Origin of the sequence: Chryseobacterium sp. 22532 (assembly GCF_052044665.1) — a bacterium.
Taxonomy (GTDB): domain Bacteria; phylum Bacteroidota; class Bacteroidia; order Flavobacteriales; family Weeksellaceae; genus Chryseobacterium; species Chryseobacterium lathyri.
Genome location: NZ_JBQENJ010000005.1, coordinates 157,326 through 173,075 on the forward strand (window position 1 = coordinate 157,326; position 15,750 = coordinate 173,075).

General features: G+C 37.5%; 7 protein-coding genes. All 7 read left to right on the plus strand.

Annotated elements, in window-relative coordinates; all coding sequences use genetic code 11:
* Positions 1-27 precede the first annotated feature (27 nt).
* The 7 genes from ACTJIV_RS14875 (at position 28) to ACTJIV_RS14905 (ending at position 15,745) form a co-directional block, all read left to right on the plus strand.
* On the plus strand, positions 28-2,628 hold the full coding sequence (locus tag ACTJIV_RS14875) for a T9SS type A sorting domain-containing protein (RefSeq protein WP_440628374.1): 2,601 nt from the start codon (positions 28-30) through the stop codon (positions 2,626-2,628).
* 450 nt (positions 2,629-3,078) lie between these two features.
* Positions 3,079-6,900: a DNA-directed RNA polymerase subunit beta gene (gene rpoB, locus ACTJIV_RS14880; protein ID WP_111955361.1), complete on the plus strand. Its 3,822-nt coding sequence runs from the start codon at positions 3,079-3,081 to the stop codon at positions 6,898-6,900.
* 82 nt (positions 6,901-6,982) lie between these two features.
* Positions 6,983-11,248 carry a DNA-directed RNA polymerase subunit beta' gene (rpoC, locus tag ACTJIV_RS14885; protein WP_111955359.1) on the plus strand — a complete coding sequence of 1,422 codons (4,266 nt, stop codon included), beginning with the start codon at positions 6,983-6,985 and terminating at the stop codon, positions 11,246-11,248.
* Between the two features lie 87 nt (positions 11,249-11,335).
* Complete coding sequence (locus ACTJIV_RS14890; RefSeq protein WP_034702050.1) at positions 11,336-11,641, plus strand: DUF3467 domain-containing protein; 306 nt, start codon at positions 11,336-11,338, stop codon at positions 11,639-11,641.
* Between the two features lie 186 nt (positions 11,642-11,827).
* On the plus strand, positions 11,828-14,680 hold the full coding sequence (locus ACTJIV_RS14895) for a T9SS type A sorting domain-containing protein (RefSeq protein ID WP_440628378.1): 2,853 nt from the start codon (positions 11,828-11,830) through the stop codon (positions 14,678-14,680).
* A gap of 2 nt (positions 14,681-14,682) precedes the next feature.
* A complete protein-coding gene (locus ACTJIV_RS14900) occupies positions 14,683-15,162 on the plus strand; it encodes a hypothetical protein (protein ID WP_111955357.1) in 480 nt (159 codons plus the stop codon).
* Positions 15,163-15,172: 10 nt separating this feature from the next.
* Entirely contained in the window at positions 15,173-15,745 is a 573-nt protein-coding gene (locus ACTJIV_RS14905; RefSeq protein WP_440628380.1) for a hypothetical protein, read from the plus strand.
* The last annotated feature ends 5 nt before the right edge of the window (positions 15,746-15,750 follow it).

Sequence of the window (15,750 nt, forward strand, 5' to 3'; positions counted from 1 at the left end):
AACTTAATAAAAACAAAAACAAAAAAAATGGCAAAAAAATTATTCGAGAAATTTGTAGTCATGCTGATGATATTTATGATGTCAGCGGCAGTATCTGCTCAAAAAGGCTATGAGCCTATCCGAGGGATGGGGGTAGAAGCTAAACCTGTAAATAATTCAGGTATTTGCTTGGCGTGTTATAACGGGAGTATGAATCCTGTAATAGATGCGAATCTGGATAATAGTGTAAGTATGGGGAACTTTGCTTCTTTAGTAAGTGGAAACGGTATATCTGTGAAAAACACAAATACTACTTATTCTGCAGGATACATTACAGGTTTTAATGTGGATTTGGGGACAAGTTTTATCACAGTAGACCTGTTAAGTTCATTAAGAATCAGTACCTACAAAAATGGAGTGCTTCAGGAATCTACTACAAGCAGTACCTTATTGTCTGTTCCTGCGTTCGGAGGAAGCAAAAACAGAATTTTCCTGCATATGAAAACGACAAGAGAATTTGACGAAGTAAGACTATACCAAACCAATGTACTGTCTATATTCAGTGCACTGAATGTATATTATGCCTTTGCATTTGATCCTACTAAAGTTCCTGTTGATAACAATGGAATCTGTGATGATATTATTGCGGGAAGCGGTGTAGATGGAAACGTATCAGGAAGCAGCAGCTTCATTGCTCCGCTTTCTTTTGTTCAAAACAGAGAAAGAATAGGGGACGGAGATAAGAATTCTTACGGATCAATTGTATTGCCGGCTGGACTTCTTGGATCTTACTCAGTAGGAGTATTGGATAAAAATCAGGTTTATCCGGCAGGAAACAAAGCAGGTTTTGTGATCTCTCCTGACGATGAAGGAAAACTTTTAAGTGCAGAGTTCTTAAAAAATATTACAGTAGAAACTTATTTATATGGCCAGCTTCAGGATTCTAGAACATTATCTGATGGTGGTGGTTTAATTAACATTAAAGTTCTGGGCTTTGGTACCGGAAAACAAAAAGTTTCAGTGACAACAACTAAGCCTTTTAACGAAGTGCGTTTGAAAGTTACACAGACCTTAGGTGTTAATCTGGGATCTTTAAAAGTATATTATGCATTTGAGGAGCCTGCATCTTGTGAATGTAATGATAAAATCCAGACAAGTGGTTCTGCAATTCAGGGAAATCTTGTATCAGGAACTAACTGGACTTCCGGTCCTGGACTTTTTGGTCTTATTTTAGCAAAAATGGTAAACCCAGCGGCTATTGTAGATACCAATACATCTAATTATGCTACAGCAACTATTCCCGCTGCTTCATTGTTAAGTATTTTCTCAGCATATGCAACTGTAAGTACCAATAGCTTACTTCCTGCTAATACGTATGCTGGATTTACATTGGAAAAAGCTGCGAATCTAATCGGGGTGAGTGTTCTTGAAAATATTACGGTAACCCTTTACAATAATAATACTCAGACAGACATTTTCACAAGTACAGGAAGCTTAATTAGTGGAAATTTCTTCACTACAGATTCCAATAAATTTTATGTAGGAGGTAAGGCGACCAAACCTTTCAACCGTATTAAAGTGACGTTCTATAGTGGTACGGGGGTACGTATTCCTCAAAACTACTATATCTATAATGCATTTGCAAGCAGAGACGATGATAATGATGGAGTGCCAAACTGCTTCGATCAGTGTCCTAACGGTAATGACAGTATTGATAATAACGGTAACGGTATTCCGGATTGTGCAGAAGGATGTACAGCGGTCAATGACAAATCTCCTACTATTGATACAGATGGTGACGGAATTGTGGATGCATGTGACCTTGATTCTGATAATGATGGAATTCTGGATGCTGTTGAAGATTTGAATCATGATGGCTTATTTGAGAATGATGACGTAGAAGGAGATCTTTTTGTTATTCCTACTTTAGGTGATGGTATTGCTGACTATTTGGATTTAGATTCTGATAATGATGGTATTCTTGATTTATTTGAATCAGGTGTTCCAACATCAGTAATTGATCAGATTGATGCAGATCATAATGGTGTTATAGATTTAGGTGTGGCTGTAGGTGCTAATGGTATTGCTGATATTTTGGAAACTTCTCCGGATTCGGGTGTATTGAAATATGCTACTAAAAATACTGATGGAGATGCTGATCTTGATTTTGTAGATCTTACCTCAAACGGTGCAAGCTTCGATTTATATGCTATTGGTAAAGGTAACCTGGATGACCTTGGTTCAGGATTTATTTCCAGAATCAATGATGTGGATAAAGATGGTATCCAGGCTGTTGTGGATACAGATCTTGTAAAGAGAGGAGCCCCTGATTCTCCATTATCTCCTTACGCTGCTCAGTTAAAGAGTGCTTTGGCGAAGTCAGGTAAAGGAATAGCTGATTCAGATGTTACTTCAACTGCAAGTGATATTAGTGTGTATCCTAACCCGGTTAAATCAGGTGAAAACTTAAACGTTAAATCTGGCGAAGCAGGAACTTATACACTATTCTCTGCTCAAGGGCAATTAATCAAATCAGATAAATTCTCTGGTAATGCTGAAATTAATACAGCTTCACTACCGGCAGGTGTTTATATTGTAAAAATAGAAACTAAATCAACAATGAAATCTTATAAGATCATTGTAAAATAATTTTCACATTTTATAAAATGAAAGGCTGTCCTTCGGGACGGCCTTTTTTATTTGAAAACTTTTAATGCTCTCAAAATGAAGAGGTTTTATTTGTCTATATGAATGTAATTTCGTACCTTTGTCCCTCTTTTGGCGCGAATAATTGTTTGTAAATCTATAAAATATTGAAAATCAACTCTTTCATGGAAAATAATGAAAGGGATTTCTCGTATATAGATACTGCGGCTAGTTCTGCCTCAAAAGTAAATAAAAATATTTTGCATTACGCTGTGAAAAGATATACCAGCGTTGCAGTTAGGATTAGATTGTAAGAATAAAGAACAAAGAATAAAGACGATTTCTAATAGCGCCAAACATTATGAAGTCTTTTATCTTTTCTCTCTTTTTCTTTTTCTTTCCTGATATTTTTTAATGAATCAAAATATTTTTTAACCCTTTCTTAAAAGTTTTATGAGTAAAACAACAGCAACTACAAGGGGGAATCAGAGAATTAACTTCTCATCAGCTAAAGGAAAAATTATCACTCCTGACTTCCTGGACATCCAGTTAGAGTCTTTCAGAGATTTTTTCCAGCTTGATACCCTTCCAGAAGACAGAACAGACGAAGGTTTATACAGAACCTTCCAGGAAAACTTCCCGATCACCGATTCTAGAAATCAGTTCGTATTGGAATTCCTTGATTATCTGGTAGATTCTCCACGTTATTCAATTAACGAGTGTGTGGAAAGAGGATTGACGTATTCAGTTCCTCTTAAAGCAAGACTTAAATTGTATTGTACAGACCCTGAGCACGAGGATTTCCAGACTGTGGTTCAGGATGTGTATTTAGGCCCGGTTCCTTATATGACGCCTAGTGGATCTTTCATCATCAATGGTGCTGAAAGAGTTATTGTTACGCAGCTTCACCGTTCACCTGGTGTATTCTTCGGACAGACTTACCACGCAAACGGAACTAAACTGTACTATTCAAGAATTATCCCTTTCAAAGGATCTTGGATGGAATTTACGACCGATATCAACAGCGTTATGTACGCATATATCGACCGTAAGAAAAAGTTACCATTAACTACCCTGTTAAGAGCGATCGGTTACGAATCTGATAAGGATATCCTTCAGATCTTCGACCTTGCTGAAGAAGTGAAAGTTTCTAAAGCGGCCCTTAAGAAAGTAGAAGGAAGAACATTGGCTGCGAGAGTATTGAACACTTGGTTCGAGGATTTCGTAGACGAAGATACAGGTGAAGTAGTTTCTATTGAAAGAAACGAAATCATCCTGGACAGAGAAACTATTCTTGAAAAAGAACATTTAGATCTTATTCTTGATGCTGGTGTGAAATCTATCCTGATTCACAAAGAAAACAGCAATGAATTCTCTATCATCCAGAATACATTACAGAAAGACCCTACCAACTCTGAAAAAGAAGCGGTAGAGTATATTTACCGTCAGTTAAGAAATGCAGATCCGCCAGATGAGGAAACAGCAAGAGGAATCATTGAAAAATTATTCTTCTCCGAGCAAAGATATTCACTTGGTGAAGTAGGACGTTACAGACTAAACAAAAAGTTAGGTCTTAATATTCCAACTACCACTGAAGTTCTTACAAAAGAAGATATCATTGCTATTGTAAGACACTTGATCGAGCTTGTTAACTCTAAAGCTGAGGTTGATGATATTGACCACTTATCAAACAGAAGAATTAAAACTGTTGGTGAGCAATTGGCAGGACAGTTCGGTGTAGGTCTTTCAAGAATTGCAAGAACGATCAAAGAAAGAATGAACGTTAGAGATAACGAAATCTTTACTCCACTTGATCTTGTAAATGCAAAAACATTAACATCAGTAATTAACTCGTTCTTTGGTACCAACCAGCTTTCTCAGTTCATGGACCAGACCAACCCGCTTTCAGAGATCACGCACAAGCGTAGACTTTCTGCACTAGGGCCTGGTGGTTTATCAAGAGAAAGAGCAGGTTTCGAGGTTCGTGACGTTCACCATACCCACTACGGAAGAATTTGCCCGATTGAAACTCCGGAAGGACCAAACATCGGTTTGATTTCATCTCTAGGAATCTATGCTAAAATCAATACCTTAGGTTTCATCGAAACTCCATACAGAAAAGTAGAGAATAGTAAAGTAGACCTTACTGCAGATCCTATTTATCTGAATGCAGAAGACGAAGAAGATAAAGTAATTGCTCAGGCGAACGTAGAATTGACTGATAACGGTGATTTCTTAACAGACAGGATTATTGCAAGACTAGATGGTGACTACCCGGTAGTTGAGCCATCTCAGGTTAACCTTATCGATGTAGCTCCAAACCAGATCTCTGGTATTTCAGCTTCATTGATTCCGTTCCTGGAGCATGATGATGCGAACCGTGCATTGATGGGATCCAACATGATGCGTCAGGCAGTTCCTCTATTGAAGCCACAAGCTCCAATCGTGGGTACAGGTCTGGAACAGCAGGTTGCCAAAGATTCTAGAATCTTGATCAATGCTGAAGGTACAGGTCTTGTAGAATATGTAGATGCTGATAAGATCACCATCAAATATGAAAGAAGCGCTGACGAAGATTTAGTACAGTTTGAATCTGCTACTAAAACTTACCATCTTACTAAGTTCAGAAAAACCAACCAGAGTACAACAATTACACTGAGACCAAACGTAAGAGTAGGTGAAACAGTGCATAAAGGACAGGTACTTTGCGACGGTTATGCTACTGAAAACGGAGAATTAGCTCTTGGTAGAAACTTAGTGGTAGCCTTCATGCCTTGGAAAGGATATAACTTTGAGGATGCCATCGTAATCAACGAAAAAGTAGTACGTGAAGACTGGTTTACTTCAATCCACGTTGATGAGTATTCACTTGAAGTTCGTGATACCAAATTAGGTATGGAAGAACTGACAGCAGATATTCCTAACGTTTCTGAAGAAGCAACTAAAGATCTTGACGAGAACGGTATGATCAGAATTGGAGCTGAAGTGAAGCCTGGTGATATTATGATCGGTAAGATTACGCCAAAAGGTGAATCTGACCCAACTCCGGAAGAGAAACTTCTTAGAGCCATCTTTGGTGACAAAGCCGGTGATGTAAAAGATGCTTCATTGAAAGCAGATTCTTCATTAAGAGGTGTTGTGATCAATAAAAAATTGTTCTCCAGAAATATTAAAGATAAAAAGAAAAGAACTGAAGAAAAACTTAAGCTTGAAGAAATTGAAAACACTTACAAGGCTAAGTTTGATGAGTTGAGAAACACTTTAATTGAAAAATTAAACACACTGGTAGGCGGTAAAACTTCTCAGGGAGTTACCAATGACCTTGATGAAGAAATCATCGGTAAAGGTGTGAAGTTCACTCATAAATTATTGACTTCAGTTGAAGATTACGTAAACGTAAGCGGTGCAGACTGGACTGTAGATAACGATAAGAATGAATTGGTAAAACAGTTAATTCACAACTATAAAATCAAGTTCAATGATATCCAAGGAGTTAAAAACCGTGAGAAGTTCGCTATTTCTATCGGAGATGAGCTTCCTGCAGGAATCATGAAATTGGCAAAAGTGTATATCGCTAAAAAACGTAAGTTGAATGTAGGGGATAAAATGGCAGGACGTCACGGTAACAAAGGTATCGTTTCAAGAATCGTTCGTGAAGAAGATATGCCATTCCTTGAAGACGGAACACCGGTAGATATCGTATTGAATCCACTTGGGGTACCTTCCCGTATGAACATCGGACAGATTTATGAAACAGTTCTTGGATGGGCTGGTCAGAAACTGGGTCTGAAGTTCGCTACACCAATTTTCGATGGAGCAAGCCTTGATCAGATCACTGAATATACAGAAAAAGCTGGTCTTCCGAAATTCGGTAACACTCACCTTTATGATGGTGGTACAGGAGAAAGATTTACTCAGCCGGCTACAGTAGGTATTATTTATATGCTGAAACTAGGACACATGGTTGATGATAAGATGCACGCACGTTCTATTGGTCCTTACTCATTGATTACTCAGCAGCCGTTAGGAGGTAAAGCTCAATTCGGAGGTCAGAGATTCGGAGAGATGGAGGTTTGGGCTCTTGAAGCATTTGGAGCATCAAATATCCTGAGAGAGATTCTGACTGTGAAGTCGGATGACGTGATTGGTAGAGCAAAAACTTATGAAGCAATTGCAAAAGGTGAATCGATGCCTGAACCAGGTATTCCGGAATCATTCAATGTATTACTTCACGAATTACAAGGACTTGGACTTGATGTAAGACTTGAGGAATAATTTTAAATTTTGAGTGTTGAATTTTGAATCAATTCAGAATTTATAATCCAAAATTTATAATCCAAAATCTAAAATCTAAAAAATGTCAAATAAAAATAAATCAAGTAGATTTAATAAAATAACCATCGGTTTAGCTTCACCGGAATCGATTCTTCAGGAATCAAGAGGGGAAGTTTTAAAACCGGAAACTATTAACTACAGAACACATAAACCTGAAAGAGACGGTTTGTTCTGTGAAAAAATCTTTGGTCCGGTAAAGGATTACGAATGTGCTTGTGGTAAATACAAGAGAATTCGTTACAAAGGGATCGTTTGTGACCGTTGTGGAGTAGAAGTTACTGAGAAAAAAGTAAGAAGAGAGAGAATCGGACACATCAACCTTGTAGTGCCTATTGCGCACATCTGGTATTTCCGTTCATTACCGAACAAAATCGGTTACCTTTTAGGAATTCCTTCTAAGAAATTAGACATGATCATCTACTACGAAAGATATGTAGTGATTCAGCAGGGTATTGCTAAAAAATTAGACGGTTCCGACTTCGATAATATGGAGTTCCTTACAGAAGAAGAGTACCTTGATATCATGGACACTCTTCCTGTGGAAAACCAGTATCTTGATGATTCCGATCCAAACAAATTCATCGCCAGAATGGGTGCTGAAGCTGTTGAAGATCTGTTAAAAAGAATCGATCTTGATGCATTGTCTTTCGATTTAAGACACAAAGCTCACAATGAAGGTTCCAAGCAAAGAAGAACTGAAGCTCTTAAAAGATTGAACGTTGTAGAAGCATTAAGAGGTGCCAATACAAGAATGATCAACAGACCGGAGTGGATGATTATGCGTGTGCTTCCAGTAATACCACCAGAACTAAGACCATTGGTTCCATTGGATGGAGGACGTTTCGCAACTTCTGACTTAAATGACCTTTACAGAAGAGTTATTATCAGAAACAACCGTCTGAAAAGACTATTAGAGATCAAAGCTCCGGAAGTAATCTTGAGAAACGAGAAGCGTATGCTTCAGGAATCAGTAGATTCATTATTCGATAATACAAGAAAATCTTCTGCCGTAAAATCTGAATCAAACAGACCATTGAAATCACTTTCTGATTCATTGAAAGGTAAACAAGGTCGTTTCCGTCAGAACTTACTAGGAAAAAGGGTAGACTACTCTGCGCGTTCCGTAATTGTTGTAGGTCCAAACTTACAGCTTCACGAATGTGGTATTCCTAAAGATATGGCAGCAGAACTTTACAAACCGTTCATCATTAGAAAACTGATCGAGAGAGGTATTGTAAAAACGGTGAAATCTGCAAAGAGAATCATCGACAGAAAAGAGCCTGTAGTATATGATATCCTTGAAAACGTGATGAAAGGTCACCCTGTTCTACTGAACAGAGCACCTACTCTTCACAGACTGGGTATCCAGGCATTCCAGCCTAAGATGATCGAAGGTAAGGCAATTCAGCTTCACCCGTTGGTAACAACAGCATTCAACGCCGATTTCGATGGTGACCAGATGGCGGTACACTTACCGTTAGGTCCTGAAGCGATCCTTGAAGCTCAGTTATTGATGCTGGGTTCTCAGAACATCTTGAACCCTGCAAACGGTTCTCCTATTACTGTACCTTCTCAGGACATGGTTCTTGGTCTTTATTTCATGACCAAAGAATTGAGCTCTACAGAAGATATGAAAGTAAAAGGTGAAGGTCTTGCATTCTATTCTCCGGAAGAAGCGGAAATCGCTTATGCTGAAGGAAGAGTATCATTAAACGCTAAAGTAAGATGTAGACTGCCTGTTAAAGAAAACGGAGAATTAGTAACAAGATTGATCGAAACTTCCGTAGGTAGAATCTTATTCAACCAGATTGTTCCTAAACAATCAGGATATATCAATGAACTTCTGACTAAGAAATCATTAAGAAATGTGATCGGTAAGATCCTTGCTGATACCGACTTCCCTACAACGGTGAAGTTCCTGGATGCAATGAAAGATTTAGGATATTCAAATGCATTTAAAGGAGGTCTTTCCTTCTCACTTGGAGATATTGTAGTTCCTGTTGAGAAGAAAAAAATGATTGCTCAGTCCATTGAAGCAGTAGACGAAATTAGAGCCAACTATAACATGGGTCTGATTACAGATACAGAACGTTATAACCAGGTAATCGACGTTTGGACTAATACCAACGCCGGATTAACTGAAATGATCATGGGTAGAATGAAAACCGATCAAGGTGGATTCAACTCTGTATATATGATGCTTGATTCCGGGGCGAGGGGTTCCAAAGAACAGATCCGTCAGTTATCCGGAATGAGAGGTTTGATGGCAAAACCGCAAAAAGCTGGTTCTACCGGTGCGGAAATTATTGAAAACCCGATCTTGGCAAACTTTAAAGAAGGTCTTTCCATCCTTGAGTACTTTATCTCTACTCACGGTGCCCGTAAAGGTCTTGCAGATACCGCTCTTAAGACAGCCGATGCTGGTTACTTAACAAGAAGATTGGTAGACGTTGCTCAGGACGTTATCGTTACAGAAGACGACTGTGGTACTTTAAGAGGTACTGAAGTGACTGCACTTAAGAAAAATGATGAGATCGTTGAAAAGATCTCCGAAAGAATCTTAGGTAGAGTTTCTCTTCACAACATCTATGATCCTGAAACAGATGAGTTAATCACTGAAGCAGACCAGGTAATTAATGAAGCATTAGCGAAGAGAATTGAAGCAGCAGGTTTAGAATTTGTTGAAGTTCGTTCTCCGCTTACTTGTGAAACTAAGAAAGGTATCTGTGCGAAGTGTTACGGTAGAAACTTAGCAACAGGTAAAATGATCCACATGGGTGAAGCGGTAGGTGTAATTGCAGCTCAATCAATTGGGGAACCAGGTACTCAGCTTACGTTGAGAACCTTCCACCAAGGGGGTGTATCCACGAACGTTTCAGAAAACCCATCTATTGTTGCAAGAAGAGACGGTATCGTAGAATTGGATGAAGTAAGAACAATTACTTCTGAAGATGAAAACGGTAATACTGCGGAAGTAGTAGTTTCCCGTACAACAGAATTCAGATTGGTTACCGATAATGAGCAGAGAACACCATTAATGATTACTAACGTACCTTACGGTTCTCAGTTAGTCGTTAAATCTGGTGATAAAGTGAAGAAAGGTGATCTTATTGCGAAATGGGATCCATATAACGCGGTAATCATTGCTGAAACTGCTGGTAAAGTAGAATACGAGGATATCATCCAGGGTATTTCATTCCAGCTTGAAATTGACGAACAGACAGGATTCGAAGAGAAAGTAATCTCTGAATCCAGAAATAAGAAAGCCGTACCTACTCTGAAAGTGGTAGATTCTAAAGGAGTTGAGCAAAAAGGTTACAACTTACCGGTAGGAGCCCACTTAATGGTAAACGATGGTGAAAAAATTAAGGCTGGTAAAGTCTTGATCAAGATCCCAAGAAAATCTGCAAAAGCAGGGGATATCACCGGAGGTCTTCCGAGAGTTACCGAATTATTCGAAGCAAGAAACCCTTCAAACCCGGCGGTTGTTACTGAAATCGATGGGGTAGTTTCTTACGGAAAAATCAAGAGAGGTAACCGTGAACTTATTGTTGAGGCTAAAACTGGAGAAAGAAAGATTTACCTTGTAAAACTTTCCAACCAGATCCTTGTTCAGGAGAATGACTTCGTAAGAGCTGGTTCGCCACTTTCTGACGGTTCAATTACTCCGGATGACATCTTAAGAATTAAAGGCCCAACTGCAGTTCAGGAATATTTAGTAAACGAAATTCAGGAAGTTTACCGTCTTCAGGGGGTAAAAATTGATGATAAGCACTTCGAAATTATCGTAAGACAGATGATGACGAAAGTATCTATCGTAGACGGAGGTGATACTCAGTTCCTTGAAGGTGCATTAGAGCATAAATTTGATTTCTTGGAAGAAAACAACAGAGTGTTTGGTCTTAAAGTGGTAGTTGAAGCTGGTGATTCTAAAGAATTCAAACCAGGTCAGATGATTACTGCAAGAGAATTAAGAGATGAGAACTCTAAGTTGAAGCGTGAAGATCAAGCTTTAGTTGAAGTTAGAGAAGCACTTCCTGCTACAGCAACGCCTGTATTGCAAGGTATTACAAGAGCAGCTCTTCAGACTAAGTCATTCATGTCTGCAGCATCATTCCAGGAAACCACTAAAGTTCTGAACGAAGCAGCTGTTGCTGGTAAAGTAGACTTCTTAAGTGGTCTTAAAGAAAATGTAATTGTAGGACACAGAATCCCTGCAGGTACAGGTCTTAAAGAATACCAGAATGTAATTGTAGGTTCTAAAAAAGAATTTGAAGACCTTAACTAAAATTAATGATTTGAAATTTGAGGTTTGGATTTATTTTTATATTTTCACAATCTCAAATTTCGAATTTAAAAAACATAATTTATAACAATGGACAACAATCAAAATCCTCAAGATGGAAACATCAACATCGAATTAAACGAAATGGTAGCTGCTGGAGTATATGCTAACTTAGCATTGGTAAACCACTCTCCATCTGAATTCGTTGTAGATTTCATCCAATTAATGCCAGGTGTACAACAGGCTAAAGTAAGATCAAGAATTATTCTTGCTCCGCTTCACGCTAAAAGAGTACTTTCTGCTCTTCAACAAAACATCACTAACTACGAGCAGCAATTTGGAGAAATCAAAGAAGTTGAGCCTTTCGTATTAGGAGGTAACAACGTACAAGCTTAAGATTTTTTTTCAAAATAAATCAGAATGCCTCAAATTTATTTGAGGCATTTTTTTTATGTCTTCATTTAATATAATAATGAATTTTTTATACTTTAAAAGCTGTTATTTTGTGTAATTTGTAATTTTTTATACAAATTAATAAAATCGTTGTTGTATTTGAGTATATTTGTAGGAAATATATAAAAAATGAAAAGATATATTATTTTTGGTGTTATGTTGTGCATATCCGGAGGTCTTTATGCGCAAGATAATACACTTCATGCTAATCAAAAACACCTTCAGGAATTATATTCTAAATATGATAAAAGTGTAAAAAAACAGCATAAATATTCAAAAACAGCAGGAATTCCTCCCGATCTTTATAATGAGGAAGATTATAAAAGAACAATGGATCCGGTTACAGGAGGAACTAATTTTTATAAGCTTGCCAAACTGAATCAGGAGATTGCTCAAGGAAGATATGCTCCTACAAAACCGCTGTCTTTTATCACTACAGATGGATCCGGATCTTCTACAGCAAAAATAGTAAATGAACCATGGGTAGAAAGAGGACCCTACAGTGTAGGAGGGAGAACCCGGACTATAATGTTTGATCCCAATGATCCAACAGGTAAAAGGGTCTTTGCAGGCGGTGTTTCAGGTGGTCTTTGGGTAAACCAGGACCCTTCTGTAAGTACCAATGAATGGACGCCGTTAAGTACATTTTGGGCAAATACTTCCATTGCCTGTATGGCTTCTGATCCAAATGATCCACAAACCTTCTATGTTGGAACTGGAGAATCTTCAACTACTGATGCGGTAGGCTCAGGAATATGGAAATCGACTAATGGAGGAACGACATGGACGCAGATCTTCACCATTCCGGTTACCTATTCCTCTTCAGGAGTAAGAAATGGTAATTTCTATATTAATGATATTAAAGTAAGAAATAATAATGGTGTTTCGGAAGTATATGCCGGAGTAAGTGGTGCTTATGTAGGGATTTCTTTTAATGACGGATGGCAGGGACTAAGCCAGGCCGGATTATACAAGTCTACAGATGGTGGTACAACATTTACCAAAAACAGCAACTTGCTTGCCCTTAATACAACTACCGGTACAACCAGTACAACAGGATACTCTATCCAGCAAATAGAAATAGGAGCGGATAATTCAGTGTGGATTTCTACCAGATCTTCCCGATTCTCAAATATAGATTCAGGAGGGCGAATTTTCAAATCTACAGACGGAAATACTTTTAGCGAAATTTATAATGTGGGAAATACGGGTTCAAGAGTAAATTTCACACTTTCCAGAACCGATGCAAATAAGATTTATGCATTCATGCAGGGAGTAAACAATACTTCGGAGCCAATTCGTATTGCAAGATCTATGGATGGTGGTACAACTTGGCAGGCTACTAACGATGCAGCACCGGTTATTACACTTCCTACAGCCGCAGACACAAGTATTGCTGCAAACGATTTTACAAGAGGACAGTCATTCTATGACCTTGTGATTGCTGCTGATCCTTTAGATGACAATACCGTTTATATCGGAGGAATTGATCTGTTTAAATCTACAAACGGAGGCGTGAGCTGGACACAGATTTCAAAATGGTCGAATAATAACAATATGGCGGCCCTGCAGGTTTCTCAGGTACATGCAGACCAGCATGAAATAGTTTTTAATCCTTTTAATAACTATTCTACCAACCAGATGTTGTTTGGAAATGACGGCGGAATTTATTTTGCTGGTAATAAAAATACAATTGGAACAATAGGAGGTTTTTCTGCTAGAAATACAAGATACAATGTTACACAGTTTTATAGTGCAACGTTGAATCCTATTAAAACTCCTTCTAATGAAGAAATTTTGGCTGGTGCTCAGGATAATGGTTCTTGGTGGTTGTATGGCGTTCCGCAGGCGAACAATTTCTTAACGAGCCAACTTGCAACTTCCGGAGACGGAATGTACACAGAATATGACGATCAGGATAATTATGAAATCGCAAGTTATGTTTATAATAATCATTATTTATTGACAAACAATGCCTATTATCTTATCTCAAGTGCTAACAGGAATGCTTACGGGCACTTTGTAAATGAGATTGCTTTAGACAGGATAAACAATGTTTTCTATTCTTACCGTTCAGGATTAACTTTATTCAGAACAAGTGGATTATCTGCTACAGCAACAACATTTACCAATAACACTGTTACAGTAGGAACGGCACAAACAAACGAGCAAATTTCCTGGCTGAAGGTTTCTCCTTACACAACTGCTTCTACAACCTTGTTTGTTGGGACTAACCTGGGAAGAATCTTTAAAATAACAAATGCTAATACAACTTCATATGTTACAACAGCAATAGCAACACCAGCGGTAGGAACGATTTCTGATATCGAATTTGGAGCCAATGAAAACGAAATTATTGTAACATTATCCAACTATAATCTTACCAGTATCTTCTATTCTGCAGACGGCGGAGTAACATGGCAGAATAAAGAAGGAAATCTTCCTGATATGCCGGTAAGAACGGTTTTAAGAAATCCTGACGATGCCAATGAAATAATCGTAGGAACAGAAATGGGAGTATGGGGAACAACCAATTTCCTTTCTGCATCACCGACTTGGGCTTCCATTAGCGGAAATATTGGGAATATAAGAATTACCAATTTAGATTACCGGCCTGCAACAAGAACAGTTTTGGTTTCTACTTACGGAAGAGGGGCTTGGACTACTCAAAACACAATAGTTGCACTAGCAACAGGAGAGGTAAAATCTAAAAAAGACGAAACAAAAGTATATCCGAATCCTTCAAAAGGAATTTCGCATTTACGATTTGATTCTGCTAAATACAGTTTTGTAGACATCAGTATTTTTGATGCATCGGGAAGAGTGATTTACAGTAAGAAAAATGTAAAATCTGATGAAGAATTTGGTCAAAGATTAACTCCTGGAAATTACGTACTGAAAGCTGAATCCAAAGGTGAAGTTATTTACAGTGGAAACTATTTGGTTTTAGGCAAAGTAACTGATGATGGAGAAGACGATTAAAAATGAATAACCAATTATTTATAATCATATTTTGGATACTGGCGTTTTCCTGTAAAGCGCCGGTTTCCTCATTATATCAGGATCGTGTAATTTTAGTTTCTGCAGAAAAAAAAGACTGGTTTGGAGGAAGACCAGGAGTGAGAGGAACGGTTTATACAGTTATATTAAAATCAAAAAATAACAAAGATAATATCCGTGTTAAATCTTTGAAAGCGGAAGGAAATACCATCAATTTTACTCAAACCAATTCTGGCAATTTAATTACTATAAAAGGTAATTTGCAAAGTACAGATCAGGCAGATAATTTTGAAAATAAACCTTCCGGAACACCTGTAGAAAGTCCTAAAAAATCTCTTATTCCAGATTCAAAAGATAATTGGATAGAGTACACGGCAAACAATTCCAAAAAAATTCACAGAATATATATTTCAGGATTTGTTTCGGCAGAACCTGAGGGAGAATTAATTCCTCAAAGACAATAATTTTCTTCATTTGCATAAAAAACTATTCTTTATATTTTTATTTATTCCTTTAGTAATCGTATTTTTTAATATGATTCATCCTGTCATTTCTTATATTAAAACTGAAGTATACAAAAAAACACAATCTCATATTTTAGAACGTAAATTTAATACGTCTGAAACGATCTGTTTTTCTGAAAAAGATTTAGTAAAAGCCGAATGGAAAGAGGAAAAAGAATTTATCCTCAATGGTTTTTCTTATGATGTGATCAACATTAATTTTATAAACGGGACTAAATATTTTTATTGTTATCTGGATAAAAAAGACATCATTCTTAATTCTATATTGAATTTCTCTGCCTTTTTCGTTACCAAGAAAATAGTTGCATGGCGACATTTCGGTGTGCCTTTACAAGGAAAAAAGATAGTAAAAATTTCCAATTCTTTTATTTTTTTTGAGGGTGGAGAATTGCGGGTTTTCAACATATTTCATTTAAAACAAAGATCAGAATATTTAAAAAGATTAAAAAGTACATCTTGTTTGTCAATTATAATTCCGCCTCCGGAAGATGTTTTTAACCTGTTATATTTAAACGACAAATAATTAAT

Coding starts and splice junctions, on each gene's coding strand:
- rpoC (WP_111955359.1), top strand. CDS start 6,983: ATGTCAAATAAAAATAAATCAAGTAGATTTAATAAAATAACCATCGGT.
- ACTJIV_RS14900 (WP_111955357.1), top strand. CDS start 14,683: ATGAATAACCAATTATTTATAATCATATTTTGGATACTGGCGTTTTCC.
- ACTJIV_RS14895 (WP_440628378.1), top strand. CDS start 11,828: ATGAAAAGATATATTATTTTTGGTGTTATGTTGTGCATATCCGGAGGT.
- ACTJIV_RS14890 (WP_034702050.1), top strand. CDS start 11,336: ATGGACAACAATCAAAATCCTCAAGATGGAAACATCAACATCGAATTA.
- ACTJIV_RS14875 (WP_440628374.1), top strand. CDS start 28: ATGGCAAAAAAATTATTCGAGAAATTTGTAGTCATGCTGATGATATTT.
- rpoB (WP_111955361.1), top strand. CDS start 3,079: ATGAGTAAAACAACAGCAACTACAAGGGGGAATCAGAGAATTAACTTC.